General features: G+C 75.2%; 14 protein-coding genes. 6 read left to right on the plus strand and 8 right to left on the minus strand.

Annotated elements, in window-relative coordinates:
* Positions 1-97 precede the first annotated feature (97 nt).
* Entirely contained in the window at positions 98-925 is an 828-nt protein-coding gene (locus tag ACFVFR_RS06645; protein WP_383698568.1) for an enoyl-CoA hydratase family protein, read from the plus strand.
* The gene (locus ACFVFR_RS06650; RefSeq protein WP_383698569.1) at positions 922-3288 is read left to right on the plus strand and encodes a bifunctional salicylyl-CoA 5-hydroxylase/oxidoreductase; all 2367 of its coding nucleotides are present in this window, start codon (positions 922-924) and stop codon (positions 3286-3288) included. Before ACFVFR_RS06645 ends, ACFVFR_RS06650 begins: the two co-directional genes overlap by 4 nt.
* A gap of 256 nt (positions 3289-3544) precedes the next feature.
* Here ACFVFR_RS06650 and ACFVFR_RS06655 read toward each other — a convergent pair whose 3' ends face one another.
* A complete protein-coding gene (locus ACFVFR_RS06655) occupies positions 3545-4393 on the minus strand; it encodes a hypothetical protein (RefSeq protein WP_383698570.1) in 849 nt (282 codons plus the stop codon).
* A gap of 347 nt (positions 4394-4740) precedes the next feature.
* Positions 4741-5523 (minus strand): hypothetical protein, encoded by a 783-nt coding sequence (locus tag ACFVFR_RS06660; RefSeq protein WP_383698571.1) that lies wholly within the window; start codon positions 5521-5523, stop codon positions 4741-4743.
* An 18-nt stretch (positions 5524-5541) separates the two neighbouring features.
* On the opposite strand from ACFVFR_RS06660, the gene ACFVFR_RS06665 reads away from it, so the two are divergent.
* Positions 5542-6117 (plus strand): WYL domain-containing protein, encoded by a 576-nt coding sequence (locus ACFVFR_RS06665; RefSeq protein WP_383698572.1) that lies wholly within the window; start codon positions 5542-5544, stop codon positions 6115-6117.
* A 43-nt stretch (positions 6118-6160) separates the two neighbouring features.
* Here the strand turns inward: ACFVFR_RS06665 and ACFVFR_RS06670 are convergent, their stop codons facing one another.
* Both ACFVFR_RS06670 and ACFVFR_RS06675 read right to left on the minus strand, forming a co-directional pair.
* The gene (locus ACFVFR_RS06670; RefSeq protein ID WP_383698573.1) at positions 6161-7105 is read right to left on the minus strand and encodes a PaaX family transcriptional regulator C-terminal domain-containing protein; all 945 of its coding nucleotides are present in this window, start codon (positions 7103-7105) and stop codon (positions 6161-6163) included.
* Between the two features lie 4 nt (positions 7106-7109).
* Positions 7110-8741, minus strand: coding sequence for an AMP-binding protein (locus ACFVFR_RS06675; RefSeq protein ID WP_383698574.1), 1632 nt, complete (start codon positions 8739-8741; stop codon positions 7110-7112).
* A 116-nt stretch (positions 8742-8857) separates the two neighbouring features.
* Between ACFVFR_RS06675 and ACFVFR_RS06680 the strand changes: the two genes are divergently transcribed.
* Both ACFVFR_RS06680 and ACFVFR_RS06685 read left to right on the plus strand, forming a co-directional pair.
* Entirely contained in the window at positions 8858-10252 is a 1395-nt protein-coding gene (locus tag ACFVFR_RS06680) for an acyl-CoA dehydrogenase family protein (protein ID WP_383698575.1), read from the plus strand.
* Positions 10253-10398: 146 nt separating this feature from the next.
* Positions 10399-10791 carry a RidA family protein gene (locus ACFVFR_RS06685; protein ID WP_383698603.1) on the plus strand — a complete coding sequence of 131 codons (393 nt, stop codon included), beginning with the start codon at positions 10399-10401 and terminating at the stop codon, positions 10789-10791.
* A 621-nt stretch (positions 10792-11412) separates the two neighbouring features.
* Here ACFVFR_RS06685 and ACFVFR_RS06690 read toward each other — a convergent pair.
* The 3 genes from ACFVFR_RS06690 to ACFVFR_RS06700 form a co-directional block, all read right to left on the minus strand.
* A complete protein-coding gene (locus ACFVFR_RS06690; RefSeq protein WP_383698576.1) occupies positions 11413-12339 on the minus strand; it encodes an alpha/beta fold hydrolase in 927 nt (308 codons plus the stop codon).
* Between the two features lie 250 nt (positions 12340-12589).
* Entirely contained in the window at positions 12590-12784 is a 195-nt protein-coding gene (locus ACFVFR_RS06695; protein ID WP_383698577.1) for a hypothetical protein, read from the minus strand.
* A gap of 350 nt (positions 12785-13134) precedes the next feature.
* Positions 13135-13266, minus strand: a complete 132-nt coding sequence (locus ACFVFR_RS06700) for a hypothetical protein (protein WP_383698578.1) — start codon at positions 13264-13266, stop codon at positions 13135-13137.
* Positions 13267-13943: 677 nt separating this feature from the next.
* Between ACFVFR_RS06700 and ACFVFR_RS06705 the strand changes: the two genes are divergently transcribed.
* Positions 13944-14336 carry a hypothetical protein gene (locus ACFVFR_RS06705; RefSeq protein ID WP_383698579.1) on the plus strand — a complete coding sequence of 131 codons (393 nt, stop codon included), beginning with the start codon at positions 13944-13946 and terminating at the stop codon, positions 14334-14336.
* A gap of 131 nt (positions 14337-14467) precedes the next feature.
* Here ACFVFR_RS06705 and ACFVFR_RS06710 read toward each other — a convergent pair whose 3' ends face one another.
* Complete coding sequence (locus tag ACFVFR_RS06710) at positions 14468-15031, minus strand: CGNR zinc finger domain-containing protein (RefSeq protein WP_383698580.1); 564 nt, start codon at positions 15029-15031, stop codon at positions 14468-14470.
* Positions 15032-15257 lie beyond the last annotated feature (226 nt).

A 15257-nucleotide genomic window follows, 5' to 3' on the forward strand; every position in this document is an offset into this window, starting at 1 on the left:
CTCGCCGCATATCGCGTACCCGTGACGGAAGTCACGAACGGGTGATAGCTTCGAAGGGCTGCGGGCACCTGCCGTACGGCTCAAGGAGGCCATGCGTATGAGTCCGTTCACCGGCTCGGCGTCGCCAACACGGGAGTGGGAGCACCTGCGGCTCACCCTCGACGGCGCCGTGGCCACCGTCACCCTGGCCCGTCCCGACAAGCTCAACGCGCTGACCTTCGGTGCCTACGCCGACCTGCGGGATCTGCTGGCCGAGCTGTCCCGGAGCCGTTCCGTACGCGCCCTGGTACTGGCCGGCGCGGGGCGCGGGTTCTGCTCCGGGGGCGACGTCGACGAGATCATCGGGGCCACGCTGGGCATGGGCACCGACGCGCTGCTCGACTTCAACCGGATGACCGGGCAGGTGGTGCGGGCGGTGCGGGAGTGCCCGTTCCCCGTGATCGCCGCGGTGCACGGGGTCGCCGCGGGCGCCGGCGCGGTGCTCGCGCTGGCCGCCGACTTCCGGATCGCCGACCCGAGCGCCCGGTTCGCGTTCCTGTTCACCCGGGTCGGCCTCTCCGGCGGCGACATGGGCGCGGCCTACCTGCTGCCCCGCGTCGTCGGCCTCGGACACGCCACCCGGCTGCTCATGCTCGGCGAGCCGGTGCGCGCCGCCGAGGCCGAGCGCATCGGCCTGCTCAGCCAGCTCACCGACGAGGGACAGGCGGACGCCGAGGCCACCCGGCTGGCCCACCGCCTCGCCCAGGGCCCCGCCCTGGGATACGCCCAGACCAAGGCACTGCTCACCGCCGAACTCGACATGCCGCTGGCCGCCGCCATCGAACTGGACGCCGCGACCCAGGCCCTGCTGATGAACAGCGCCGACTACGCCGAGTTCCACGCGGCCTTCACCGGCAAGCGCCCGCCCGCCTGGCAGGGGCGGTGACCGTGCCCGGCCCCGTCGCCGCGCGGGTCGCGGTCATCGGCGGCGGACCCGCCGGCCTGTACGCCGCCGCGCTGCTCAAGCGGTTGCGCCCACAGCGCGAGGTCGCCGTCTGGGAGCGGGGCGAGCCACGGACCACGTTCGGCTTCGGCGTGGTGCTCTCGGACGAGACGCTGGGCGGCATCGAGCACGCCGACCCGGTGGTCTACCAGGCGCTCAGCCGCGAGTTCGTGCGCTGGGAGAGCATCGACGTGGTGCGCGACGGCCGGGTGCTGACCTCCGGGGGCCACGGCTTCGCTGCCCTGGGCCGCCAGCGGCTCCTGGAGATCCTGCACGCGCGCTGCCGCGCGCTGGGCGTCGTCCTGCACACGCGCACCCCCGCGCCGCCGGCCGCCGTCCTCGCCCGCGACCACGACCTGGTCGTGGCCGCCGACGGTGTCCACAGCGCCACCCGCACCGCGCACGCCGACGTCTTCGCGCCGCGGATCACCACGCACCGCTGCCGGTACATCTGGCTGGCCGCCGACTTCGCGCTCGACGCCTTCCGCTTCGAGGTCGCCCAGACCCCGCACGGCGTACTGCAACTGCACGCCTACCCCTACGCCCGTGCCCCACGACCGCCCGCCGACGGCACCCCCCACGCCCCCGCCGACGGCTCTCACGCGGCCGGCGCCAGCACCGTCATCGTCGAGGCCCGCGAGGAGGTGTGGCGGGCGGCCGGACTGGACGGGTACGACGAGGAGGAGTCCGCGCGGGCGTGCGCGGAACTGTTCGCCGACGCGCTCGGCGGCCGGCCGCTGCGCGGCAACGCCTCGGCCTGGACGGCCTTTCGTACCGTCACCAACGAGCGCTGGTCCCACGGGCCCGTCGTGCTCCTCGGCGACGCCGCGCACACCGCGCACTTCTCCATCGGCTCGGGCACCAAACTCGCCGTCGAGGACGCGCTCGCGCTCGCCGCCTGCCTGGAGGAACACCCCACCGTCGCCGAGGCGCTCGCCGCGTACGAGGCCGAGCGGCGGCCCGTGGTGGCCTCCACCCAGCGCGCGGCCGGCGCGAGCCTGCGCTGGTTCGAGCACCTGGCCGACTACCTGGACCAGCCGCCGCGCCAGTTCGCGTTCAACCTGCTCACCCGCAGCCGCCGGGTCACCCACGAGAACCTGCGACTGCGGGACGCGGACTTCGTCGCCGCCGTCGAGCGCGAGGCGGGCCTGCCGCCGCACACCCCGCCCATGTTCACCCCGCTCACCCTGCGCGGACTGACCCTGCGCAACCGCGTCGTGGTCTCCCCGATGGACATGTACTCCGCCACCCAGGGCACCCCGCGCGACTTCCACCTGGTCCACCTGGGCGCCCGCGCGCAGGGCGGCGCCGGGCTGGTGATGACCGAGATGGTGTGCGTGAGCCCCACCGGGCGCATCACCCCCGGCTGCGCGGGCCTGTACGCGGACGAGCACGAGGGGGCCTGGCGGCGGATCACCGACTTCGTGCACACCGCCTCACCCGGCGCGGCGATCGGCGTCCAACTCGGGCACAGCGGACGCAAGGGCTCCACCCGGCTGATGTGGCAGGGCGTCGACGAGCCGCTGCCCAGCGGCAACTGGCCGCTGGTGGCCCCCTCCCCGCTGCCCTACCGGCCCGGCGTGAGCCAGGTGCCGCACGCACTGGACGCCGCCGGCCTCGCCGAGATCCGCGAGCAGTTCGTGGCCGCCGCGCTGCGCGCCGCCCGCGCCGGTTTCGACCTGCTCGAACTGCACTGCGCCCACGGCTATCTGCTCTCCGGCTTCCTCTCCCCGCTGACCAACCAGCGCACCGACGCCTACGGCGGCGACCTGGCCGGCCGGTTGCGCTACCCACTGGAGGTCTTCGACGCGGTACGCGCCGTCTGGCCCGCGCACGCGCCGATGACGGTGCGCGTCTCCGCGACCGACTGGGCACCCGGCGGCACCACGGCCGAGGAGGCCGTCGCCATCGCCGCGGCGTTCGCCGCGCACGGCGCCGACGCCATCGACGTCTCCACCGGCCAGGTCGTGGCCCACGAACAGCCCGAGAGGGGCCGCTCGTACCAGACGCCCTACGCCGACCGCATCCGCAACGAACTCGGCGTGCCGGTCATCGCGGTGGGCGCCATCTCCTCCTGGGACGACGTCAACTCGCTGCTGCTGGCCGGCCGGGCCGACCTGTGCGCGCTGGCCAGACCGCACCTGTACGACCCGCACTGGACGCTGCACGCGGCGGCCGAGCAGGGGTACAGCGGCCCGGGCGCGCCCTGGCCGACGCCCTACCAGGCCGGCAGCCGCCGGCCGCCCACCGGACGCACGGAGGACCCCAAGCCGCGTCTGACTCTGCGCGCCCCGCGCGCCGGCTGAGCGCGCACCGCCCCGGCACCGGGGCACCGGGCCGCGTCGGGTGCGCCCCGGCGTGGCGCGCGGCCGGCCCCACCAGCCTCCCCGGGGCCGGCCGCGGCGCGAGCGGCCCGGGGGCCTGGGCCTGGGCCTGGGGCGGGGCGGCGGTGCGGGTGGGACGGTGGTGCGGTGCGCGCGGGCCGGCCGGGCCCCCGGGGCGACGTGCTCCCGGGCCGGCGGAGTTCCGGGCCAGTGGGGTTGCGGACCAGTGGGGCTCGGGTCAGCCGTTCGTGGTGCGTACGGTGCTCATGACCTTCTTGATCTCGGCGTCGGTCAGCGCGTTGGGGACGCCCTGGTCCGCGTAGATCACCCAGCCGTGCATGGTGCCGTCCGGCAGCTTCTGCGCGATGCTGTGCACGACGGCCGTGGCCGGCACGCAGGGGCTCGGCCGGTGGGTGACGGTGACCTTGGCGGTCGCGGTGAACCCGGTGATGCCGCCCTCGTTCCACGGCTTGGCCTGGCTGACCTCGATCTTGGGCTTGTGGTCCGGGCCGCCGTACGCGGCGAAGCCCCAGTTGCCCGCCCAGTTGCGGGCGTTCTCCTGGAGCGTGCCGTCCTTGCCGCCGCCGGTGGTGCCGACGGTGGCGAGCTGGCCCTTGCCGGCCTCGCCCAGCGCCTTGGGGTTGGGGCTGGACGCGCAGCCGCCCTCACGGTAGTTGGCGGCACCGGTCATCACGACGATCGGCTCACCGTCCTTGTCGGTGTAGGACAGGGCGGTGTTCTGGTCGATGAGCTTCCACCGCGCCGAGGTGGCGGGCACGTCGTAGCGGAAGTGGTGTTCCGCGCGGGTCTGCGTCTGCCACCCGGCGACGACCGGCTTGTCGCCGGCGGGCGCGGCCGGCGTCGCGGCGCCGGGGGAGGCGGGCGCGGACGAGCCGTCGGTCGCGGGCTGGGACGAGGAGCCCTTGGCGCCCTCGTCCGTGCCCCCGTCGGCGTCCTCGTTGCATCCGCTCAGCGCGAGAACCAGGCCGAGGCCGGCCGCGGCGAGGACGGTCGCGCGGCGACGCGACCGCGCCGGGCCGGATCGCTGGTGCTGACGATGCTGACGGGGGCTGTGTGACGTAGACATGATCAGTAGCCTAGGTGGTGCGTGACGCTGTTCGCGCAGGTGGTGGGGGTTCAGTGCGGGAGCGCGCCCACACGACGGCGCCCCACGCCCACGGCCCGCCCGCCAACCCCCAATCCACGCCCGGCCCTTCACCCCTCGGCCGCCGCGCCGGCGACCGGGAGCCGCCCTGGTCAGCGCGTACCGCCCCAGGCCCCCGCCGCCGCATCCGCGCCCCCGAATCCCGCGCCCGGTCACGGCCGGCCCCACCCACCTCACTCCGCCCGGCCGCCCGCCTCGATGTGCGCCAGCTCAGCCCCGCGCCTGCCCGGCCCCCCACCTGCCAGGCCGCGCCTCAGGCCCGCCGTGTGTCAGGCAGGTTCCGCCGTCCTGGGCGGCGCCAGCATCAGCGCCGCCGCCGCGCGGTCACACGCGGTCCGCCAGGGCGACACCGCGCCCAGAGCCTGGCCGTACGCGGCGAGCGGAGCCGCGCCCTGGCCATGGGCGGAGTCCCACTCGGCGAAGAACAGCGCCCCCAGCGCGGCCACCCCCAGCGCGTTGCCCATCTGGTCGACGGTGGTGAGCACACCCCCCCCGCCGCGCCCACGTCCCGGGCCGGCACCCCGGCCAGGATCACGTTCACCGGCAACGGCGCGCTCAGCCCGAGCCTCAGTCCGCCGACGAACAGCGGCGCCGCCAACTCCCCGTACGAGGGCGTCGCCCCCTCCCGTACGACGAGCAGCAACAGCCCCTGCGCGAGGGCCAGGGGCGAGCGTGCCGCAGACGAGCAGGGCAGGCCGCCCGGCGCGCTCCGCGTACCGCACGCCGATGCCGGAGGTGAGGATCGAGCCGATCGCGTACGGGAGGACGACCAGCCCCGTCTCCGGGTCCGACCGTCCGGTGCCCCACTGGAGATAGAGGGAGAGCATCAGGAAGAACGCCCCGATCGCCCCGAAGAACAGCGCGGAGGCGGCCAGGCCCGCGCGAAACGCCCGCACGCGCGGCAGCGCCGGATCGAGGAGGGGCGGCTCACCGCGCGCGGTCAGCCGCCGCCCGTGGTGCCACAGGAGCACACCGGTGGGTACGGACGCGGCCAGCAGGACGAACCCCCACCAGGGCCGGCCCCGGTCGCGGCCCTGGACCAGGGGGAGCACCCCACGGCGGGCACCCCCGTGACAGGCCATCCCACGACGCGCGGTCGCCGGGCGGGCAGCCATGGGGCGGGCCGGCGCCGGGCGGGCAGGCTTCCCAGGCGAGGTCGCGTCGCGTGGAGCCGCACCGGCTGGCCGTCTGGTCGGGGCGCTGGTACCCGCTCGCCTGGGCCTCGGCCGGGCCGCCTGGGCCGCCTTCCGCGTGGACCGCGTCACCCCCGGCCCGCCCCCGCCGCCCGCTTCACCCCACGCGCCCCGCCGAGCACCGACCCGGCGCCGTTCGTCACCGGCGGACTCGACCGGGGCGACGTCCCCGACCCCTGGCCCTGCCGTGGCGTGGTCCCGCTCGACGCGCCGGCCACCGTGATCGCCCGCTGGGCGCCGGGCGGCGCCCGGGCGGAGGAGGTCGGCGCGAACCGCTGCCGGCTCACCCTCGGCGCCTGGTCGTGGACCGGGCTCGCCGCCCTCATCGGCACGTTCGGCAGCGACATCGCGGTGGTCGGCCCGCCCGAACTGGCCGCCGCGTGCGCCACGCTGGCCCGCCGCTACGCCGCCGCCAGCCGCTCCACGCCCCCACCCGACCCCGACCCGTCCTGAGCGAGCCGGCCGGCACGGGCCGGACACGCCCGGACCCGCCGCCTCAGCCCGACTCCTCGCGCGCGAACACCGCGCCCGCGTCCCGCAGTCGGTCGTGCAGGCCCGCGAACACGCGCGCCGAACGCTCACCCGGCCAGTGCGCAGGCAGCAGCGCCGGCGGCAACCCCGGGTCGGCGTAGGGGAGGGCGCGCCAGGAGTCGAGGGCCAGCAGGTAGTCCCGGTAGGCGTCGGCCGGCGGCACGGTGGTCCGCCGTGTCCAGCGCCGGAGCACCGGCTCGTGGGTGGCGAGGAAGGCGAGGTGCCGGGCGGCCAGCGCGTCCAGGTCCCACCACCGGCGCACCGCCTCGGCCGTCGCCTCGAAGCCCGTGTGCGCGCCCCGGAACAGGTCCACGTACCCGGCCAGGCCCAGCCGGTTCAGGGTGTGCCGGGTCTCCTCGTACAGCTGGCCCGGGGCGATCCACACGCCGGGCGCGGCGGTGCCGAAGCCGAGCCGGGCGAGCCGGGAGCGCAACAGGTGGCGCTTGTTGCGTTCGTGTTCGGGCACCGAGAAGACGGCGAGCAACCAGTCGCCCGCCTCCGCGCCCACCGCGCCGTCACGCGCGCCCGGAGCGCCCCGTGTGCCGGACGCGCCGCGCGTGTCTGACGCGTCGGGGGTGGTCGCGGGGCGGGTGGTCAGGCGGTAGGCGTCCAGGCGGCCGTAGATGCGCCGGTCGCCGTCGTCCAGGAGTTGGACGGCGTCGGGCGAGGGCGCGTAACCGGCCGCGCCCCGCGCCGTCTTCGCGGGCACCAGCAGCCCGCGCCGCTTGAGCCGGGAGACCGCCGAACGCACCGACGGCGGGTCCACGCCCACCGCGCCGAGCAGCCGGATCAGCGTGGCCACCGGCACCGTCTCGGGCACCCCGGTGCGGTCGGCGCCACGGCCGTAGGCGCCGTAGTACGTCACGATCAGGGAGCGCGGGGTGTGCTGGGCGAGCGCGGGATCGGTCACGCGGTCACTCTAGAGCCGCCCCCGGGGCGCCCTCGCGCAGCCGGTACCGCTGGAGTTTGCCGGTGGGGGTGCGGGGCAGCGCGGACAGGAAGTGGATCTCACGGGGGCACTTGTACGGGGCCAGCTCGGCCCGGACGAAGTCCTTGAGGCCCGCCGCCGCGTCCGGCCCGGACCGCGCGCCCGCGCGCAGCACCACGTGGGCGACGACCACGGTGCCGCGCCGCTCGTCGGGCCGTCCCGTCACCGCGGCCTCCACCACGTCGGGGTGGCGCAGCAGGGCCTCCTCCACCTCGGGCCCGGCGATGTTGTACCCGGCCGAGATGATCATGTCGTCCGTGCGGGCCACGAAGCGGAAGTAGCCGTCGGGTTCGCGGACGTAGGTGTCGCCGGTGAGGTTCCACCCCCCGCGCACGTACGCGCGTTGCCGCGCGTCGGCCAGGTAGCGGCAACCGGTGGGGCCGCGCACCGCGAGCAGGCCCGGTTGGCCGTCCGGCAGTGGCGCCCCGTCCTGGCCCACCACGCGCGCCTCGAAGCCGGGCACCGGAACGCCGGTGGTTCCCGGGCGGATCGCGTCGTCGGCGGCGGCGATGAAGATGTGCAGCAACTCGGTGGCGCCGATGCCGTTGATCAGCCGCAGCCCGGTGGCCGCGTGCCAGGCGTGCCACAGCGCGGCGGGCAGGTTCTCGCCCGCCGACACACAGCGCCGCAGCGAGGACACGTCGTGCTCCGCCAGCCGCTCCAGCATCGCCCGGTAGGCGGTGGGCGCGGTGAACAGGACCGTGACCCGGTGCGTGGCGATGTCCCGCAGCAGCTTGGCCGGACCGGCCCAGGCGTCCAACAGGGCCGAGGCACCGGCCCGCAGCGGGAAGATCACCAGCCCGCCGAGGCCGAAGGTGAAGCCCAGCGGCGGGCTGCCCGCGAACACGTCGTCCGGACGGGGACGCAGCACCTGCGCCGAGAACGTGTCGGCGACCGCCAGCACGTCCCGGTGGAAGTGCAGGCACCCCTTGGGTCGCCCGGTGGTGCCCGAGGTGAAGGCGATCAGCGCCACGTCGTCGGCCGCCGTCGGAACCGCCTCGTACGCGCCGACGTGGGCGGCGGCCAGCCGTAACAGGTCGTCGGAGGCGGACGAGCCGTACGTGGTGATCCGCAGCCCCGGCACGCGGGCCGCTTCCAGGTGGTCGAGAGAGCCGACGGCGCACACCGCGTGCCGCACCCGGGCCAGTTCGCAGATGGTCGCCAGCTCCTGGGGCCGCTGGTTGGCCAGCACGGTCACCGCGACGCCCCCGACCTTGACCACCGCCAGCCAACAGGCGGCCAGCCATGGCGAGGTCGGGCCGCGCAGCAACACCCGGTTGCCGGGCCGCACCCCGAGGTCCTCGGCGAGCGCGTGCGCGAGCTGGTCGACCCGGGTGCGCAGTTCGCCGTACGTCCAACGCTGCCCGTCGCCGCCGCGCAACGCGACCCGGTCGGCGCCACGCCGACCGTCGACCTCCGCCAGGAGTTCGACGGCGCAGTTGAGCCGGTCCGGATAGCGGGGCGCGGGCGGATCGCGCAGCAGGGTCGGCCATTCCCGTGGGGGCGGGAGGTGGTCACGGGTGAAGGTGTCGGTGTGCGCCGACGGCGTGAGCTCCATGGCGGATGCGCCCCCTCTGACCGGTGGAGAAGTGCGGCAGTCCTGTCCCGAGGTGCCTCGCCAGCGTAACGTGTTGGTGACGGCAGTCAACATGTCGCGATAAAGGAGGGGTGTCGATGAGCGCCTTCGCCCTCGACCCGCAGCAGCGCGCGTGGTGCGCCACGCTGCGCACCACCGCCGCCGAACGCCTGCGCCCGCTGGCCGAGCGCGGCACGCCCGGCCGGGTGAACCGCCCACTGGTAGCGGCCCTGGGCGACCTCGGCCTGCTAGGCCGGCTCTTCGCGGGCGCGGACGCGAACGACGGAGCCGATGCCGCTACCGGTGCCGGCACGCCGGCCAGGCCCGGCCCCCGGGGCGAGGCGGCTGCGGGCCCCGGAGCCGACCCCGGAACCGGAACTGGCAGCACCGTCGACCCCGGCGCGGGCCCCGACCCGGACCGGGGCACGGGTCCCGCCGACGCCGGCGGAGGAAACGGCCCGGGCAGGCCCGACCCCACCGGTTCACGGACGGGTGACGAGGGCGCCCCGAGCGCGGTACGCGCCCTTGACCTGTGCCTGCTCCGCGAGTCGCTGGCCAGCCAGAGCACGGAGGCCGAGACGGCGCTCGCCCTCCAGGGCCTGGGCGGCTACCCGGTGGCCCAGTCCGGCACACCCGAGCAGCGCGCCCGCTGGCTGCCGGAGGTGGTGGCGGGGCGGGCCGTGGCGGCCTTCGCGCTCAGCGAGTCCGGGGCCGGCTCCGACGCCGCGGCCCTCGCGCTCGCGGCGCGCCCGGTGAGCGCCGGCCGCCCCGGCGGCACGGCCGACGGCGGAGCCACGGAATGGGAGCTGACCGGCGAGAAGTGCTGGATCTCCAACGCCCCCGAGGCCGACTTCTACACCGTCTTCGCCCGCACCACCCCCGGCGCGGGCAGCCGGGGCATCACCGCGTTCCTGGTCCCCGCCGACCGCCCCGGTCTGACCGGCGAGCCCTTGGAGATGCTCAGCCCACACCCGATCGGCCGACTGACCTTCGACGCCGTTCCCGTCACCCGCGCCGACGTGCTCGGCGAGGTGGACGCCGGGTTCAAGGTCGCCATGCGCACCCTGAACCTGCTGCGGCCCAGCGTCGGCGCCTTCGCCGTCGGCATGGCGGACCAGGCCCTCGGCCTGGCCCTGAACCACGCGCGGCGGCGCACGGCGTTCGGCGGCGTGCTACGGGACCTGCAGGCCGTCTCGCACCAACTCGCGGAGATGGCCACCCGCACCGAGGCCGCCCGGCTGCTCGTCTACGCCGCGGCCCACGCCTACGACACGGGCCAGCCCGACATCGCCCGCCGCTCGGCGATGGCCAAACTGCTGGCCACCGAGACCGCCCAGTACGTCGTGGACGCCGCCGTCCAGATCCACGGCGCCCGCGCGCTGGAACGCGGCCACCCGCTGGAGCACCTGTACCGCGAGGTGCGCGCGCCCCGCATCTACGAGGGCGCCACGGAAGTCCAGCGCACCATCATCGCGAAGGAGCTCTACCGATGACCCCCGCGACCCCCGCCCCCGACCACCGCCCGCCGCCGACCACGCCACAGCGCCCTCCCCAGGCCCCGCCGCCCCCGCCCTCGCCGGGGGCCGCTCCTCCGGCCTCGGCCGCGACGCCGGCCCCGCCCACGACGCCGGCTCCACCGCTGCGCCGCGTCAACCCCGCCGAACTCTCGCCACCCACCGGCTTCTCCCACGCCGTCACGGCCACCGGCGCCACATTGGTCTTCCTCGCCGGACAGACCGCACTCGACGGCGCGGGCCGACTGGTGCCGGACCCGCTCCCCGCCCAGTTCGAACGCGCCCTGGGCAACCTGCTCACCGCGCTGCGCGAGGCCGGCGGCCGGCCCGACCACCTCGCGCGGGTCACGGTCTACGCCACCGACCTCGCCGACTACCGCGCCCACGCCCCCGAACTCGGCCGCGTCTGGCGCCGCCTGGCGGGCCGCGACTACCCGGCCATGGCCGTGGTGGGCGTGGTCCGACTCTGGGACGAACAGGCCCTGGTGGAACTGGACGGCATCGCCCTGCTGCCGTGAGGCGGTGAGTGGGTCGGGCAGTGGGGCGGTGCGTCGTGAGTGGGTGGCGTGGTGCGCCGGTGCGCCGGCCGGCCGGCGGCCGGGACGCCCCGTGTCGGGCCCCGCTCGCGGCGGCGCCCCCTGCCCTGCCGGGCGCCCCCGACCCCCTCGGGCGAGCTCTCGATTCCAGCCCAGTCCAGCTCAGCCCAGTCCAGCCGCGCGGCCGGCCGCCCGGCGGTGCCGTTCCGCTGGCCAACTCCACGATATCCGCAGGCCAGTTACCCGCCCTGCGTCAGACGGCGTAGTTCCCCGTACCACTGCGGGAGCATCGGCCCGTGGGCCATGCGTCCCCAGAAGTCCCACAACGTCAAACCGTCGTTGGATGCTTCGCCCCAGCCCCACCCCGTAGCGTTCAAGACATCACACAGTCAGCGCACCGCGAGAACGGGGGCGGAGAAATGAGGAAGACGGGGGAGCGGGCGCCGGCCGTCCGCGAGGGGGAGCGTGGCGCGGCGGCGCGTGGTCAACGCCGCCCCGCCATGCCAGGCCCGCACCGCCCGCCGGGACCGGTACGAGAGGCGGCCCCGGCGCGCGGCCGGCACTCGCGGGCATCGCTCATACGCACCGGTCCGCGCGCCCCACTCACGGCGTGACGCCGCCTCGGCCCAGCGCGGCGACCTCCCGCACGGCCGCCACGAAGGCGTCCGGGCGCTCCCGCGGCAGATGGTGACCGGCCCCGTCGATCACGTAGTGACGGCGAGGGCCTGTGAAGTGCGCCTGTGACGCAGTGCCGTCGGTCCACAGAGTGATGCCGTCCTCCCGCCCGTCGAGTGTGACGGTCGGGACGGTGATGGGAGGCTGCCGCGAGAGTCGCCGCTCCAGGGGTTCGTAACGGGGGGCTCCTGGTGCGGCGGCCAGGCGGTGGCGATAGCTGTGCAGCACGATGTCGACGTAGTCCGGATTCGTCCACAAGGTCGCGGCCTCGTCCAACTCGGCCTCGGTGAAACGCCACTGAGGTGAGGCCCGGCGCCAGATGACCCGAGCGAACTCCTTGGGGTCCTGTGCCAGACCCCTGCGGCCCCGCTCGGTGAGGAAGTAGAAGAAGTACCAGAACCCGTTCTCCACGGAGGGAGCCAACGGCTGCTGAGCGGCGGCCAGATGCTGGATCAGATAGTTGTTCACGGAGACCAGGCCGAGACAGCGCTCGGGCCACAGCGCGGCGACGACATTGGCGGCCCGCCCGCCCCAGTCGTAGCCGGCCAGCAGGGCCTGTCCGATGTCAAGCGCGTCGAGGAACGCGAGGAGGTCCGCCCCGATGGCGGCCTGCTGCCCCGACCTGTCGGTATCCGAGTCCAGAAAGACGGTCGGCCCGTGCCCGCGGAGATAGGGGACATAACAGCGATAGCCGTGCCCCACCAGGTCCGGCACAACCTCGGCATAGGAACCCGTCGGGCTGTACGGCCACCCGTGGAGCAGGACCACGGGAGTTCCGTCAACCGGGCCGGCGACGTAGTAGGCGATGTCCAACACGTCCGTCCGCACCTGACGCACCGCTCCCAGCCCCGCCACGGGCGGCGCGGTAGCGGCAGACGTCGAGGACACGGAGGGCGAGGGCACGGCAGGGGAAGACGCCGGTATCGGAGCGGCCGACGACCCGAGCGAGGCCGTGGCGGCTGACGGAGAGGCGAAGTCGCCGAGGAAGGAGGGTGCGGCGGACACAGCCACCACCGACTGCCCACGGCTCGCTTCACTGGTCATATGCGGGTCCACCTTGGGGGCGCGGGGGGTTGGGGGGAGGGGAGGGAGGGGGGAGGGCCCCCTACAGGCCGAAGTCCAGGGCCAGGCAGGAGAAGCGGGTCCAGGAGCCCTCTGGGTGGTACGTGCTGGGCTCGCGGTTCTCCGTCGCGGCCTGCTCCGTGACCATGTCCTCGTACGGGATGCGTTCGGGGAGTGTGCCGAATCGTGCGTGCCGAGCCGTGTCCGCGCTGTCCCTCGCGCTGTCGGTGTACGTCATCGACGCTCGCTCCTCTCGTGGCGGGCCGAGCCCCATCTCCGCCCTGTGTCTCAAGCCTGCGCCTCTCATCGTCACCAGTCAAGACGGTGACGCTCGGTTGGTGAGTACGGCGGGGCGCGAGCGGGACGACGGTGGGTGGGCGCGTGTCGTCAGGGCGCCGCTGGAGTGTCGTCGGGATGTCGTCGATCCGTTCGCGTCCGGCGGATCGGGCCCCGTCGCAGGTGGTCCGCGTCCATGGCCGCCTGGGACTCCGCGTAGCCCGCGTCGAGCGCCCCCGCTGTGACGCGCCGCAGGGGACCGAACGAGGTGTGCGCGCCGCTGCCGGCGACACCCCTCCGGTCGGCGCCGGATCACGTCGCGGCGACAGCCGACGCCGCTGCCGGTGTTCCGGCCAGCGATGCGGCGACGGCGCCGGTGTCCAGCCCCACGGCCCTGCTGAAGGTGCGTCTGCTGAGCAGGCGAGGTTCTCTGTCCGTGGACACGCGTGGTTCTCCGTCCGCCGTGCCGTCCACGCCCGCGTCCCGTGACGTTCCCCCGGGCCGCGCGGCGTTATGACGCCTTGTCAGGTGGCTGCGGGTCGAGCGTGCGACGGTTCTGGAACGCGCTGTGTCACCAGTCAGGCGAGTGGCGAACGGTAGGGGTGGGGTGGCGTGGCGGTGCCGGCCCTGGTCGGCGGGCACACGCCCACGGTCGGCGCGTCGTGACCGAAGGCGCGCCGTTCGGCCTCGCTGGCAGGTCAGAGCAGGGTAGGGCGTGGAGCCTTCCCCGGTGCGGGCGGCGCGAAGCGGTCGCAGGTCGCGCCCCCGCCCCGCCCAGCCGACGGCATCCGGTCCGCCCCGTTGGGGCAGGCCGCGTCCGGCGAGGGTGGCCCCGCGCCTCCCGGCCGCCGCCCCTTTCCGTCGGCCTGTTCTCTCGCTGGCGCCCCACATCCCCACACCCCCACATCCCCACACCCCCACACCCCCACGCGCCCCACACTCCCCGCACCGCGCGAGAACGGTCAATCCGGGGTGTATCCAGCGGAATGACGCCCGCCGCCCCTGGCTTGAATCCGCCTTCCACTTTCATTGAATATGCAAGCAAAGTTCTCTTCCGGGGGCGGCGCCGCCGTCCCGTCGGCAGCGTCCGCGTGCCGACACCACGACCCAAAGGTGGAGACATGTCGACAAGGCTCACCAGGTGTGCGGCGGTAGCAAGTGGCGTGGTCGCCAGTGGCCTGCTCGTTCTCGGGGCCGGGGGCGCTCCCGCCGGCGCGGCTCAGCTCCCCGCCGCCGGTACGGCCCAACTTCCGGGTGTCACCTTCTACACCGGCACGCACGCCACCGGAACGGCGATGGCGGCCGACCTCGACACGGTCGGGGCGTGCCACGAACTGCCCGCGTCCGCCCGTTCCTTCCGCTCCATCGCGGAGCGGGGCGTGGAGGTCTACTTCAACGCCGACTGCCGCCCCGGCGCCCCCGGCGGGAGCGGCGACCTGACCTACGTGGTGGGAACCCTGGGCACCGGCGACTTCCCGTACGCCGCCGTGAGCTACCGCGTCCGCGCGAACTAGCCGCCCCCACCCCGCCGAGGCCGCCGGTCGAGGTGGCGGTACCGGCCGGCGGCTAGCCGTACCGGTCGGCGCGGCCTCGGTCCGGCCGACGGAGAGCCGTACGGGTCAGTCGGAGGAGGGCGCGGCCCAGGTCAGCGGGGGGTCGCGGCGGGGCTGGCCTTCTTGCGCGCGCGGTAGGCGGCGGCCTTGATCTTGTTGCCGCAGGACTCCATGCCGCACCAGTGCCGCCGCATGCCCCGCGAGCGGTCGACGTAGACGCGGGTGCACTCGGGGTTGCCGCACTCCTTGAGCAGCGGTACCTCCGGCCCGCTCAACAGCTCCACGGCCAGGCGGGCCACGGTGGACAGCGCCTCCCGCGAGGTGGCCGTGGTCCGCCTCCCGACCCGGGTGAGCTGCGGGGCGGCGGCGGGCTCGCGCGCGGCCTCGTTGAGCACCTCAAGGGCCCGGTCGCCGAAGGGCTGACCGAGGCGGCGGGCGGTGACCAGCTCGTACACCGCCTCCCGCACGGCCCGCGCGCGCTCGACGTCGGCGGGTCCGCCGCGCGCCACGTGGTCCACGATCCCCGACTCCACGAACCACGCGTCCAGTCGTTCCGGCGTGGCGAACATCTCGAAGCGCAGCGACCGCCGGGCCCGCAGCGTCGCGGCGAAGTCGAGGGCGGGGTGGCCGCAGACGAAGACGTGGTCGAGGTTCACGCGCACCATTGTGATGGGCGATTATCGGCACGGCCAAGTTCCCCGTCACACCCACCCCGCCCGGGCGCGACCCGCCACCGTACGCACCCTGACCCCGGCCACCCGACCCGCCGCCGTACGGGCCCCGCCGCACCCCGACCCGCCGCCGTACGGGCCCCGCCGCACCCCGGCCCGCCGCCGTACGCACCCGCTCCGGCACCTGACCCGCCGTTCTACGCGTCTCACT

The sequence above is a fragment of the Streptomyces sp. NPDC057702 genome (assembly GCF_042799315.1).
GTDB lineage: Bacteria > Actinomycetota > Actinomycetes > Streptomycetales > Streptomycetaceae > Streptomyces.